The sequence below is a fragment of the Klenkia marina genome (assembly GCF_900101025.1).
Taxonomy (GTDB): domain Bacteria; phylum Actinomycetota; class Actinomycetes; order Mycobacteriales; family Geodermatophilaceae; genus Klenkia; species Klenkia marina.
Genome location: NZ_FMUH01000001.1, coordinates 791,051 through 804,008, shown reverse-complemented (window position 1 = coordinate 804,008; position 12,958 = coordinate 791,051). Strand labels below are relative to the sequence as shown.

Annotated in this window: 10 protein-coding genes and 1 pseudogene; 5 read left to right on the top strand and 6 right to left on the bottom strand. The window is 75.7% G+C overall.

Going from position 1 to position 12,958, the window contains the following annotated elements; translation table 11 throughout:
- Positions 1-2: 2 nt before the first annotated feature.
- From BLP29_RS03995 to BLP29_RS03985, 3 genes are read right to left on the bottom strand one after another with little or no spacing between them, the layout of a single operon-like run.
- The gene (locus tag BLP29_RS03995) at positions 3-1,352 is read right to left on the bottom strand and encodes an oligosaccharide repeat unit polymerase (protein WP_133379007.1); all 1,350 of its coding nucleotides are present in this window, start codon (positions 1,350-1,352) and stop codon (positions 3-5) included.
- Positions 1,349-2,242 (bottom strand): glycosyltransferase family 2 protein, encoded by an 894-nt coding sequence (locus BLP29_RS03990; RefSeq protein WP_092799928.1) that lies wholly within the window; start codon positions 2,240-2,242, stop codon positions 1,349-1,351. Before BLP29_RS03990 ends, BLP29_RS03995 begins: the two co-directional genes overlap by 4 nt.
- A complete protein-coding gene (locus BLP29_RS03985; protein ID WP_133379005.1) occupies positions 2,235-3,920 on the bottom strand; it encodes a GumC domain-containing protein in 1,686 nt (561 codons plus the stop codon). The genes BLP29_RS03990 and BLP29_RS03985 overlap by 8 nt, the downstream gene beginning before the upstream one ends.
- A 206-nt stretch (positions 3,921-4,126) precedes the next feature.
- Here BLP29_RS03985 and BLP29_RS03980 point away from each other — a divergent pair, with 206 nt between their 5' ends.
- The 3 genes from BLP29_RS03980 to BLP29_RS03970 all read left to right on the top strand — a co-directional run bounded on the left by BLP29_RS03980 (position 4,127) and on the right by BLP29_RS03970 (position 8,437).
- Positions 4,127-5,365 (top strand): glycosyl hydrolase family 28-related protein, encoded by a 1,239-nt coding sequence (locus BLP29_RS03980; protein ID WP_133379003.1) that lies wholly within the window; start codon positions 4,127-4,129, stop codon positions 5,363-5,365.
- Positions 5,366-5,430: 65 nt separating this feature from the next.
- A complete protein-coding gene (locus BLP29_RS03975; RefSeq protein ID WP_092799922.1) occupies positions 5,431-7,476 on the top strand; it encodes a hypothetical protein in 2,046 nt (681 codons plus the stop codon).
- Positions 7,477-7,492: 16 nt separating this feature from the next.
- Positions 7,493-8,437 (top strand): aldo/keto reductase, encoded by a 945-nt coding sequence (locus tag BLP29_RS03970; RefSeq protein WP_092799920.1) that lies wholly within the window; start codon positions 7,493-7,495, stop codon positions 8,435-8,437.
- 251 nt (positions 8,438-8,688) lie between these two features.
- On the opposite strand, the pseudogene BLP29_RS21945 reads toward BLP29_RS03970, so the two are convergent.
- Together BLP29_RS21945 and BLP29_RS20915 are read right to left on the bottom strand one after the other, a co-directional pair.
- Positions 8,689-8,817, bottom strand: a pseudogene (locus tag BLP29_RS21945) (glycosyltransferase); the annotation flags it as partial.
- 210 nt (positions 8,818-9,027) lie between these two features.
- The gene (locus tag BLP29_RS20915; RefSeq protein ID WP_165839267.1) at positions 9,028-9,183 is read right to left on the bottom strand and encodes a hypothetical protein; all 156 of its coding nucleotides are present in this window, start codon (positions 9,181-9,183) and stop codon (positions 9,028-9,030) included.
- Positions 9,184-9,502: 319 nt separating this feature from the next.
- Here BLP29_RS20915 and BLP29_RS03955 point away from each other — a divergent pair, with 319 nt between their 5' ends.
- Together BLP29_RS03955 and BLP29_RS03950 are read left to right on the top strand one after the other, a co-directional pair.
- Positions 9,503-11,110 carry an FAD-dependent oxidoreductase gene (locus tag BLP29_RS03955; protein WP_092799917.1) on the top strand — a complete coding sequence of 536 codons (1,608 nt, stop codon included), beginning with the start codon at positions 9,503-9,505 and terminating at the stop codon, positions 11,108-11,110.
- An 85-nt stretch (positions 11,111-11,195) separates the two neighbouring features.
- Positions 11,196-11,957: a phytanoyl-CoA dioxygenase family protein gene (locus BLP29_RS03950; protein ID WP_092799916.1), complete on the top strand. Its 762-nt coding sequence runs from the start codon at positions 11,196-11,198 to the stop codon at positions 11,955-11,957.
- Here BLP29_RS03950 and BLP29_RS03945 read toward each other — a convergent pair.
- Entirely contained in the window at positions 11,945-12,952 is a 1,008-nt protein-coding gene (locus tag BLP29_RS03945) for a glycosyltransferase family 4 protein (protein WP_092799914.1), read from the bottom strand. The two genes, BLP29_RS03950 and BLP29_RS03945, sit on opposite strands and share 13 nt — an antisense overlap.
- Positions 12,953-12,958: the final 6 nt, after the last annotated feature.

The following is a 12,958-nucleotide window of genomic DNA, read 5'->3' as shown; positions in this document are numbered from 1 at the left end:
GGTCACCGTCGGCCACCCACCAGGACGGCGTGCGCGGGCGTGGGTAGCCGGTCCCGGGCGGAGCGCAGGTGCGGCGCCCGTCGCTTCGTCGCCGGGCGCCCCACGTACAGGGCGACGACGAGCAGGGCCAGCACGGCGGGGACTACGCGGCCCTGCGTCCAGTACAGGTACCGGGGCAGGTCGAACAGGCCGGTGACGACCATCGGGTAGAGCAGCGCCCCGACCGGTGACCCCTCGAGGAAGCCGCGGAACAGGAGTCCGATGACCACCCCGACCACCACGAAGAAGAGCAGCCCGCCGACGGTGCCGAAGTCCACGAACGGGGTGGTGAACCCACCGGGGTTGTTGAACTCGGGGTTGCCGAACCGCTCGAGGACGTCCTGGGACACCGCCGGCGCAGGGGCCGACAGGCGGTCGTACAGGTCGAGCTGGCTGATGCCGGGTGCGGTCCAGAACGCAGCGACCGAGTCCAGCGGCAGCCGGCCGGGGAACGGGTCGTGGTCCAGGTGCAGCTGCCCGTTGTTGTACGAGGTGGCGTAGTAGCCGACCAGGCGGATCAGTGCGAAGACCGGGAACGACTCGTCGGTCCGGGTCTTGAAGAACTGCCAGCTGCGGGAGTACTCGAACGCGGCGAAGAGGACGAACACCAGGGGCGTGAGCACGACCGGGGCCAACGACGCGGCCAGCCGGCGGGCGCGCACCCGTGACCTCGCGGCGGCCAGCACGACGATCGCCACCGCGGGGACGGCGACCTCGACCAGGGCCAGCCGCTCACTGGCCACGAACGACCGGACGAGGCTGAGCAGCAGCACCACCGCCAGCTGCCAGGCCAGGCGCCGCTCCCACCGGGTGACCAGCACCCAGGTCGCCACGACCACGAAGGCGATGCCGACCTGGGTGAGGCTGGTGACCCCGGCGATGCCCTGCAGGGCCTCCTTGGCCTGGCCGCTGTAGTTCTCCTGGGTCACCAGGGCCTGGACGACGGCCGCCGGGTCCAGCCCGTTGGCGATGCCCGCGCCTGTGTAGAGCACGTAGCCGCCCACCGTGACCCAGAACAGGCCCTGCGCCGCAGCGGCGAGCCGGTCGGGCACGACGCCGGGGACCGGGATGAGCGCCCGTCGGCTGCGGGGCGCCAGGACGGCGGTGGCGGTGGCCACCCCGGCCAGCACGAGGGCCGCGACCGCGATCAGCAGCAGCGTGCTGTCGGTGACCGACTTGGAGCTGCGGTAGAACAACCGGAAGGCCTGGTCGTCCAGCCGCCAGGTGAGCAGCAGGGTGACCGGGACCAGCAGCGACAGGGCGCCGGCCGGGGTGATCCACCACGGCGCCGTCAGCCGGGCCGGGCTGGTCACGACCCGGTCCCGACCGGCCAGTCCCCCGGTCGACGATCCACCCAGCCGGCCCACGTGCCCCGCAGGTAGGCGACGTCGGCGCGGGCCAGGGCCCGCTCGCCACGGGACAGCCGCACCGCCGCGCCCACGGCCTTGCGCGCCGAGTACCAGACGAGCAGCCAGCGGGGGAGGCGGTGCAGCCGCCACAGGTGCCCGTTGCCGCAGCCGTAGCGCAGCATCTTGGCCACGAACCGGTCGTCGGCCTCGTCGCGCGGCTCGTCCTGGAGCACCACCAGGGCCGGGTCGTAGCGGACCGCCCCGCCGTCGTCGAGCACCCGCAGCAGCAGGTCGGACTCCTCGCCGGCCCCGTACCAGCCGGCCGAGCCGACCCCCATGCCCTCGTCGAACCGACCCACCTGGTCCAGCCGGTCGCGCCGGAAGAACATGGTGCTCATGATCGAGGTCTTCATGAAGTTGGTCCGGGTGACCGGCCCGCCCTTCCCGGGCCAGCGCAGCATCGACGGGCGGCCGTCGAGGGTCTGCTGCTGACCGGAGAGCCCGGCGAGGTCGGGCTCGGCGGCGAAGGTGGCCAGCACCCGCTCCAGCGCCCCGGGCGGGAACCAGCAGTTGTCGTCCGGGAACCCCAGCAGGCTGCCGCGCGCGAGCTCCAGCCCGGCGTTGCGACCCACCGAGGCGCCGCGGCCCGATGTGGTCGCCTGCCAGGGCAGCGGCGGGTCGAGCTCGGCCAGCAGGGTGGCGCAGGACTGGTCGGCGCTCTGGTCGCAGACCACCAGCTCGACCTGACCGGTGGGGGCGGTGCGCACCAGCGAGTCGACCAGCCGGGCGAACTCCTCGGGACGGCCCACCGTGCTCACCACCAGGGAGAGGACGGGGGCAGCGGCCTCAGGCACGGGTGCCGGGGAGGCTGGTCCGGTCCTCGGCGGGGAGCACCGGCAGCCGGCCGGTGTCCTCGACGGGGTCGGGCGCGGTGACCGGGTCGAGGGCGGCACCCGGCTCGACAGCGGGTGGCTGCTCGGTCGTGGCACCGGTACCGGGTGCGGCGGAGCGACGCCCGGTACGGCGGCCGCGCGGCGCGTGGTTCACCACGATGCCGGCCGGGGTGGCGCCCGCGCCGTGGAGGATCTGCACGGCGCGGTCGACGTCGGCGATCCGGCTGGACCCGACGGTCGTCACGACGACGGTCTCCCGGCACTGCAACGCCGCGCGCAGGGGCTCGTCGGAACGGTCGAGCGGCGGCGCATCGACGACCACCGCCCACCCGGCGGCCGACGCCGCATCGGCGAGGCCGCTGGGCACCAGGTCGGCGATGCTGCTGCCTGCGGGCACCTCGAGCACGGCGAGGCCGGGGACCGACCGGGTCCGGCGCACCGGCACCTCGCTGGGGCGGTCGTCCGGGATGCCGTGGCCCGAGGTGTCGATCCGTCCGCCCAGCAGCAGCACGGACGGCTCGTGGAGGCCACCGAGCAGCTCGGTGGCCTCGTCGAGGTCGTAGGTGACCAGGAGGGTGGGCCGGCGGACGGCGGCGTGCCGGGCGTGCGCCACCGCGGTGAAGGTCGTCCCGACGCCCGGGCCGGGGCCGACCACGGCCAGGCTGCCGCCGTTGACCGGGCCGTCGGGGAGCTGCAGACCCTGCAGCTGCACGGCCCGGCGCAGGTCACCCGCGCGCCGGCCGCGGGCGACGACGGGGAGGCCCGGGGTGAGCACCGGGACGCCGAGCCCGGTGACGTCCTGGGCATCGCGGACCCGGCCGCGCAGCGAGGACGCCACCGGTGCCAGCACGCCGCCGAGGAGGGCGCCGACGAGGGCGGTACCCACCACCGTCAGCACCGCGGTGGACAGTGCCCCGGTGGGCTGAGCCGTGGCCTGCTGGATGATGCCGGCGACCTGTCCGGTGTCGGCGGCGGCCCGCTGCAGGGTGTCGCGGGCCCCGAGGAGCTCCACGTTCTGCTGGGCCAGGGCGGCCCGCTGCTGCTCGTTGACGTCCACGCCGTCGGTCGGCGGGACGGGCAGGGCGTCCAGGGCCTGCTGGTTGGCCGTGATCTGCGACTCGACGGTGGTCTGCAGCCCGGTGATCCGGTCGGCCAGTCGCTGCTGCCGGCCAGCCACGTACAGGTCGGCGGCGGACTGGGCCTCCGCGGACGCCTCCGCCGCGGTGCCCGCGGTGGCGGTGATCGTGATGACGTTGGAGTCGCCGACGCGCACCGCTTCCAGCTGCACGTCGGACACCGGCTCGCCGACCGCGGCCGCGACCTGTTCGGCGAGGTCGGCGCTGTTGAGGGACACCAGTTCGGTCTCGACGTAGGTGGCGTTGCGGGCCGCCTGGTCGCCGTCCACGACACCGGTGGTCGGGTTCTCCACCGATGCCGGGTCCGGGTAGCTCTGCACGAGGGCGGACGCGCTCACCTCGGGGTCGGCGGTGGCGGCCAGCACGCCGCCGACGGCGCCGAACACCACTGCCCCGACGAGGGCGCCGACGAGGGCGCGGCGCCGACGACCGGAGCTGCCGGCCCGGCGGGCGGAGTCGTCGGCCGACGACGCGTCGACGCCGGGTGCGGCTTGGCTGGTCACGATCGTGGCTCCTGTTCGTCCCGGCCGTCGTCGTGCAACGCGCGGTATGGTCACCGGAACGCCGAACCGCCCCGTGGCGGAGGCCGGGCCCCTCGAGTATCCACGACCGGCCGCCGCGGCAGGTTCCGTGCGCCCCCCGGCGCAGCAAGGTGTGTGCAGAGCCGCACGACGACCCACGGCCCCATCCGACGACGGGACAGTGCCCCATGGCCGCCACCGGCAGCTCGACCGCTCCGCCCCAGGACCCCGACGCGGCGACCGCGCCGCCGTCCCGACGCCGGCCCCGACGGGTGCTCGTCGCGGTCGGCGTGGTCGTCGCCCTGCTGGCCGCCGGGCTCGTCTGGTGGCTGGTCGTACGCGGCGGCTCCGACGACGCGACCTACGACCCGGCGGACGCCGTCCGTGTGGAGGACTACGGGGCAGTGGGCGACGGGCGAACCGACGACACGGCCGCGGTGCAGGAAGCCTTCGACGCCGTCCGGCCCGGCGGGGCGGTGCTGCTGTCGGAGGGCCGCACCTATGCGGTCGACGACGTCCTGACGCTGTCCGTGCAGGGGGCGGTGCTCACCGGAGGTGGCACCTTGCTGGCCACGGACGAGGAGCAGTCCTCGCTCACCGTGGCCGCCGACGACGTCGTCGTGCAGGACGTCACGCTCACCATCGAGCCGACGTCGCGCCGGTTCGACGCGTTCGAGCAGCAGCGGCTCCGGCTCGACGGCCACAGCGGGGTCGTCGTGCGCGACGTCACCGTCGAGGGCTCGGCCGCCGCCGGCATCTACGTCTACGGCACCCGCGACTTCGTGCTCGACGGTGTGCAGGTCAGCGGCACCCGTGCCGACGGGGTCCACATCACCGCCGGCGCCTCCGACGGCGAGGTGCTGCAGCCGGTGGTCCGCGACGTCGGCGACGACGGTGTGGCCGTGGTGTCCTACGCCCAGGACGGCGACCCGTGCGCCCGCATCCGGGTCGAGTCGCCCGTGGTCGAGGGCACCGACGCGCGCGGGATCTCGGTCGTCGGCGGCACCGACGTCACGTACACGGACATCACGGTGTCCAGCACGGCCGCGGCCGGGGTGTACGTGGCGGCCGAGGGCAGCTACGACACCGCGTCGGTGGACGGGGTCCGGGTCGAGGGCGGCACCGTCACCGGTGCCAACACCGACGAGGCCATCGACCACGGCGCCGTCCTCGTCTACAGCGGGGCGGAGAACCGGTCCGTGGACGACGTCGTCGTCTCCGACCTGGAGGTCTCCGACACCCGGTCCAGCGCGAGCCGGTGGCTGGGCGTGGTCGTCGACGCCGGCTCCGTCTCGGGCATCGAGCTGACCGACCTGTCCCTTGACGGCGACGGACCCGGTGCCGAGTACGGCACGAACGAGCCCGACGCCGACGTCGCGCTCACCGGCATCACCCGCGACGGCGACGAGGTACCCGACCAGAACTGAACGGTATCGACTGGGTTCTACGATCCCCGGGGCGCGGCCGTGGGGCCGCCCGGAGGAGGTGGCACGTGGCCGTCGCGACGTTCGACGTGTTCGAGACCGTGCTCGTGCGCGCGCTGGGCGCCCCGGAGCACGTGGACGAGGCAACCGGTCGTCTCCTGCGCGACCGGGGGGTGCTCGCGGTGTCGCCCATGGTCTACGCCGCGGCCCGCCGGGCCGCGCAGCACGACAGCACCACGGACGTCGCGGTGCACGTGCGGTTGCCCGACCTGGCGGCGGCGACGGCGGCCCGGCTGGGGGTGCCGGAGATCGCGGCCGACCTGGTCGCGGCGGAGCTGGACGTCGAGCGGGCCGCCTGCCGGGCCGTGCCGGGCGCGGTGGCCCGGGTGGCGGCCGCGCGGGCACGCACCGGGCGCGGTGTCGTCTACGTGTCGGACTCACCGCTGCCCGCACCGTTCCTGCAGGAGCTGCTCGAGCGGGAGGGGTTGTTCGCCCCCGATGACGAGGTGCTGGCCTCGGCCGACGTCGGCAGCTCCAAGCAGCACGGCGGCCTGTTCGACGTGGTCGCCGAGCGGCTGGGCGCGCCGGTCGGCGAGCTGTGGCACACCGGCGACGACCGGTGGGCCGACGGCGCCCACGCCCTGGAGCGCGGCTGGCAGGTGACCCTCGACCGCAGCGCCCACCTGGCGGGCCGTGAACGGCTGCTGGCCGCGGGGGCGCAGGCCACGGAGGGCGTGTCCGGCCGGCTCGCGTCGGCCGCCCGCGCGGCTCGCCTGCAGGGCCGGGAGGAGGGCCTCGACCCCGGGGTGGTGTCGGTCGCCGGAACCGTCGCCCTGCCGTTGTTCGTCGGGTTCGCCCGGTGGGTGCTGCGCGAGGCCGAGCTGCGCGGGCTGGACCGGCTGTACTTCGTGGCCCGCGACGGCGAGGTGCTGCTCGACGTCGCTCGTCGGGTCGCCGCCGCGCGCGGCGCCGACGGCCCCGAGCTGCGCTACCTGCACGGGTCGCGGCGCAGTTGGCGGCTGGCCGCCGCGGGCCGGGAGGGGCACGACGTGGTGGGCGACCTGTGGATCCCCGACGACTTCCGGGCCGAGGAGCTCACGCCGCGCGAGCTGCTGCACCTGGTCGACCTCACCCCCGACGAGGTCGCGGCGATCGCGCCGGCGCGGTGGCTGACGGCCCCGGCCGTCGACCAGCCGGTCGGGGCGGCCGGCTGGGCCGACCTGCAGGCGCACCTGCAGCGGGGTCCGGTGGGGGCGGAGGCGACCCGCCGGGCCGAGGAGCGGGCCGAGCTGCTGTTGGCCTACCTCGACCAGGAGGGCGTCACCGGGCCCGGCCGGGTGGGCGTCGTCGACGTCGGTTGGACGGGCCGGGCCACCCGGTCGCTGGAGGACCTGCTCGCGGCGTCGGGCCGAGAGGCACCGGCGGCCTACCTGTTCGTGGGGCTGCTCGGACCGGCCGAGCGCCGGCTGGGCCCCGAGCTGTTCGGGCGCAGTGCGGCCTGGCTGGTCGACGCCGCCCGTGGTCTGCCGGCCCGCAGCGAGCCGGGGGAGGACCCGGTGATGCTGGTCGAGAGCCTGGCCATGGGACGGCAGGGGACGACGACGGCGTTCGCCCGCGAGGGCGACCGTGTCGCGCCGGTGCTGGCCGCCCCCACCAACCCGGTCGCGTCGGGCTGGTCGTTCCAGGACTACCGGCGGGCCCTGGAGCTGGCGGTCGAGGCCTTCGTGGACTCGGGCCCGGCCGGGCCGGAGGTCGACCTGCGGCCCACGGTCTGGGCCCAGCTGCTGGATCTGTGGCGCCGGCCCACCGTGGCGGAGGCCGAGTCGTGGGGGGCGCAGCCCTACGGCGAGGACTTCGCCAACCAGCGGTGGTTCCCGCTGGCGCGGCCGATCACCGCCCGCCGGTTGCTCCGTGCGGCCGGCTTCGGGCCGCCGGAGTGGCGTCTGCCCCTGTACTGGCGCAACGGCTCGGTGCGGCTGAGCTCCGCTCCGGTGCGCGCCGCGGTGCGGCTGCGCGACGCCGTGGACCCGGAGCGACTGGCCCGGGTGCCCCGCCGCCTGCAGCGTGAGTGGTTGCTGCGCCGACGGCCCCGGCCTGCCCCGGACCGGCCGTAGCCGTACCGTCGAGGAGATGACCGGGACACCTGCCCAGGCCGACTCCCCGACCGTGGTGGCGGGCACTGCCCACCTGTTCGGGCTGGTCGCCGGAGACGACCCCTCCCGTGCTCTGCTCCAGGAGGCCTGGGACGCCGGGGTGCGCCGGTTCGACACGGCGCCCTCGTACGGCGGTGGGCGCACCGAGGAGGAGGTCGGCGCCTTCCTGGAGGGTCGGCAGGGGGTCGACGTCGTGGCCACCAAGGTCGGGCTGGCTCCCGCGCTCGGCACCCGCGGCGGTGGTCGACAGCTGGTGCGGGTGGCCCGGGCCGTGCTGCCCGAGGCGGTGACCCGCCGGCTGCGCAGGGCCAGCCAGGAGCGCTCGCGAGGGCGCTTCGACCCCGACGCCGTGCAGGAGTCGCTCGCCCGGTCGCTGCGGCGGCTGAGCGGCCGGGTCGACCGGTACCTGCTGCACGAGGTGCAGCCCGACGAGGTGACTCCGGCCCTCGTGGCCGTGCTGCGCCGCGCGGTGGAGGCTGGCGACGTCGGTGCCGTCGGGGTGGCCACGCAGGTGAGCGCGACCGCGGCCGCGGTCGAGCGCGGGGAGGGTCTGTTCACCGTGGCGCAGTACGCCGTGGGTCCGGCCGACTCCTCGGTGGGCCCGCTCCCGGGCGTGACGACCCGCGTCGGGCACGGGCTGCTGGGGGCGGGCGGTGCCGCTCTGCGCACCACCGCCGACCGGCTCGCCGCCGACCCGGCCGTTGCCGAGCGGTGGCGGGCCGCCGTGGCGGGCACGGCCTACGACGGCGAGGGCGGTCTGGCCAGGGCGCTGCTGGGGCGGTTCCCCGAAGGCGTCGACGAGGTGCTGCTGGCGACCTCCCGGCCAGGTCGCCTGGCCAGCGCGGTGGCCGCGGTCGCTGCTGGCCCCCCGCCCCCGGCTGTGCGCGACGCACTGACCGCGCTGGCCCGGCCGGCGGGCTGACCCGCCGGTCGGCTCAGCGTCGGTCGGTGACGAGCCGGGCGAGTGCGGCCCGGTGGACGGCTGCGGCGGCTTCGGGGTCGACATGCGTGGCGCCTCGGCCCCGGCCCGGGCCGCGGCAGCGCGCAGAGGGGTCGGGTCGGCCAGGTGGTCGGCAAGAGCCCGGCCCAGGGCTGCGGCGTCCTCGGGCGGAACCGGGGCGCCGAAGGCCCCGTCGGCGAGGACCTCGCGCGGACCGGTCGGGCAGTCGAAGGTCAGGCGGGTGTGCCACCGGCCAGCGCCTCGGCCAGGACGAGCCCGAAGCCTTCCCAGCGCGAGGACAGCACGAACGCATCGGCTGCCCCGATGACGCGGTGCGGGTCGGCGACGTGGCCGGGGGATCGGACGGCGCTGCGCCGAGCGACCGCGCGGCCTCGTCCTCGAGCTCCACCCGGTCGTCGCCCTCGCCGAGGACCACGACCTCCACAGGCGGAGCGCTCTGCCCGCGAGCGGCCGCGACCGCGTTGGGGACGGCACGGTGTCCCTGCCTCGCCGGGACGGCGTGAGCCCGGCCGCGGGTCCGGTGCTGACGCAGACCGTCTGCGCGGCGGTGGTCAACGCGGCGCGGGTGGCTCGGCGTGCCCAACGCGGACGTAGAGGGAGATGGCCCGCTCGGGCTCGGACTGGACGAGCACGCTGATCGGTCGACCAGCGGCCCGAGCCGCGGCGGTGGCCACGAGCATGCCCAGCCCGATCTCGGACCCCGACACCACCACGTCGGCGCGGGCCGCCCAGCGTCGTGCCCGAACCAGGCTGCGGGCAGGTCCCCGGGCCTGGGGTGGACGAGCACGAGGAGGACGACCTGGTCGCCGGCCTGCGCCCACGCGGTGGCCCGTTCCAGGGCCACCCGGTGGGCGCCGCTGTCGCCGAGGTCGGACAGGACCACCAGGGTGCACACGGCGCCACACCAACGGCGCGGGGTTGCCGGGATCACGGCGCGGGGGACGGCGCGGCCCCGCGGCGGCGGTCATGCTGGGTGCTCGGCCGGTCCGCGGTCGAGCACCCCTGACGGATGGAGCCCCGCACCCGATGATCCTCGACCTCGCCGCACTGCAACCCGGTGCTGCCGAGCTGGACCGTCCGGACGCGATCGCCGTCGTCGGCAGCGGGGCGGCCGGGTTGGCCGTGGCCCTGCGGCTGGAGGAGCTCGGTCGGCCGGTCGTGCTGGTCGAGTCCGGGGGCGACCCCCGTGACGGTGAGGCCGTCGCGGCGGCGGCGCCGTTGAACGGGGGCGAGGTGGTCGGGCAGCAGTACCGGGGTCTGACCGACGGTCGGCAGCGCAGCCTCGGTGGGGCCACGCAGCTGTGGCACGGCCAGTGCACGCGTCTGCGAGACGGTGACCTCTCGCCACGCCCGTGGTTGCCGCACAGCGGGTGGCCCCTCGACCTGGCCGACCTCGACCCGTGGTACGAGGCGGCGGAGCGGTGGTTCGAGCTGAGCGGCCGGGGCTACGACCGGGGTCGGTGGACCGAGCACCGCCGGCTGTCGCCGCTGCCGTGGACGGCCGACCGGCTGCTCGACGACTTCGCCGAGTACACGCCCATGCCGCACCTGGGCGACCGGTTCCGGCAGCACCTGCGGACGTCGACGACGGTGCAGACCCTGGTGTCGGCCACCGCGGTCGGGGTGCGGGTCGAGGGCGACCGGGTCCGCGGGGTGGAGCTGCGCGACCCGTCCGGTCGAGAGCTCTTCCTCACCGTGGGGACGGTGGTGCTGGCTGCCGGTGCGGTGGAGAGTGCCCGGCTGCTCATGCTGTCCGACCCGGAGGGCGTCGGGTTGGGCGCGGGGCGCGAGCTGACCGGTCGGTACCTGCAGGACCACCCGGTGGCCGCGCTGCTCGAGGTGGTGCCGACCCGGCGCGCCTGGCTCCAGGACCGCACCTCGCACCTGTTCGCCCGCGACTCCCGCATCTGGCCCAAGGTGCGGTTGGCGCCGGCGGCCCAGGAGCGCGAAGAGCTGGTGGCGGCCAACGCCGTGCTGGTGCACGAGGTCGACGAACCCGAGCTCGACGCGGTGCGGCGGCTGGCCGGTGCGCTCCGGCGCCGTCGGCTGCCCGACGACCTCGGCACCGACCTGCGGCTGGCGGTCCGCGCGGTGCTGCCCACGGTGCGCACCGGATGGCGACGTTGGGTGCGCGGCCTGGCCTCGGGCCGCCCGGCATCGCGGGTGCGGCTGGACGTGTGGTTGGAGCAGGTGCCCGACCCCGAGAGCCGGGTGACCCTGGACGCCGACCGGCGCGACGCCTTCGGGTTCCCTTCGCCGCGGGTCGACTGGCGGGTGTCGGAGACCGAGGTCCGCACCAGCCGGACCATGGCGCGCTGGGTGGCCGAGGACCTGCGCACCCATGGCCTGGCGGAGGTGACCGAGCTGCCGGCCATGACCGATGACGAGGCATGGCGTGCGAGCGTGGCCGACGCCTTCCACCCGGCCGGCACCACCCGGATGTCGACCGACCCGACCACCGGGGTGGTCGACCCCGACCTGCGCGTGCACGGCGTCGACGGGCTGTACGTCGCCAGCAGCAGCGTGTTCCCCATCGCCGGGTACGCGAACCCGACGTTGACGATCGTCGCGCTGGCGCTGCGGTTGGCCGAGCACCTCGTCCGCCAGCGGGAGGTCAGCGACCACCCTGCGTGACGACGGGCCGTGCTCGGGTGTCGGCGACGCCGCGGCCGCACCTCCCGACCAGCAGGGGCCCCGGGACTGCACATAGCTTCCGCAGATGACTGCAGCGCAGCAGCGGACCCGGCGGTACGACCACCTCGCTGCCCGGGTCCGCGCCGAGGGGTACGCCCACCTCCCCGACCTCGGGGTCTCCGCCGATGACCTCGCCGAAGCCGGGCGGCTGCTCGACGGACTGTTCGACCGGTTCGACGAGCTGCCGGCGGACAAGGCGCACGACCTCGGCGCCGGCGGTGACCCGCAGCGCCCGACCGTGCCCGAGGTGCTCGACTGCGCCACCCTGGAGCCCCGGTTGCGCGCGACCGCGGTGTGGGCGGCGGCCCACGAGGTGGCGCGGACGGTGCTGGGCCCGGGCACGTACTCGACCTACGACCACGCCATCTACAAGCCGCCGGGCATCGGGGGCACCACGTCGTGGCACCAGGACGCCGGCTTCGACCAGGTGCTCGACCACGGGTTGGCGATCTGGGTGCCGTTCCAGGACACCGCGGTCGTCGACGGGTGCATGAAGTACGTGCCGCGCAGCCACCTCGGTGGCCGCATGGCGCACCTGGAGCGCACCGGTCCGGGCGGCAAGAAGGTGTTCCACCTCGAGGTCGACGCCGACACCGCTGTCGACGTGCCGTGCGCCGCCGGCGGTGTCACGATGCACGACTTCTACACGGTGCACGGCGCGGGCAACAACGCCGGTACCCGGACGCGCAGGGCCTGGGTGATCGACTTCGCCACCGCGCCGCTGCACCGCCGCGTCCTGCGGGGGGCGAAGCGGACCGTGCTGGGCCTGCGGGGTCAGCGCCGGTAGACCTGCTCCAGTCGGTCGACGTGGCCGGTGAGCTCGAACGACGACCGCTGCAGTTCCCGCAGCGACTCGCCGTAAGCGGCCCGGCCGGCGGGGTCGTCGGCCAGACGGGCGAGCACACGACCGGCCGCGGCTGCGTCACCCGGGGGGAAGAGGGCGGCGCCGGGCACGAGACCGACGGTCTCGAGGGGTCCGCCCGCGCCGGCGGCGACGACCGGGGTGGCCACGGCCATGGCTTCCAGGATCGACAGCCCGCACGGCTCGGCCGGGGCGGTCGAGAGCAGCACCGCCGAGCCGGCCAGCAGGTCAGCCGGGTCGGCCACCCACCCGAGGAAGTCGACGGCGTCGCCCAGCCCGAGGCCGTGCGCACGCCTTTCGAGGTCGACGCGTTCGGGCCCGTCGCCGGCGACGGTCAGCGTCCAGCCCCGGGAGGCCAGGCCCGAAGCCGCGAACGCGGCCAGCGCCGTGTCCGTGTCCTTCTCCGGGGCGAGCCGCTGGGCCACCAGCACGGTGTCGCGCCGCGTGGCAGGGCCGGACTCCTGGGAGCGCACGCCGTTGAGCAGCACTGCCTCGGGTCGTCGTTCGAGGTGCTGCGCGACGAACTCGCTGACGGCGATCTCGGCGGTGAGGGCTTGCCGCACGACAGGGGCGAGCAACCTCGCCGCCCGGCCGTACCCCCGCGGGGCGGTGATGTGCCGGGTGGAGAAGCGCCTCCCCCGGGTGGTCGGCGCTGCCGCGAGGGCCACGAAGTCGGCCTTCGTCATGTGGGAGTGCACGACATCGCGGCGTCCGGTGCGGCGCAGCGATGCCAGCGCTGTGCGGGTGGTGTCCCCGGGCAGCCAGTCGACCTCGGGGGGCAGGAGCTCCCGCATCCGGGTCGGATCGCCGCCGATGACCGCGACCTGGTGGCCGCCGGCAGCCTGCACGGTGGCCACCTCGACGACGTAGCGCTCGGTGCCCGCGAAGGACGGGGTGACGACGACGTGGGTGATGCGCATTGGCTC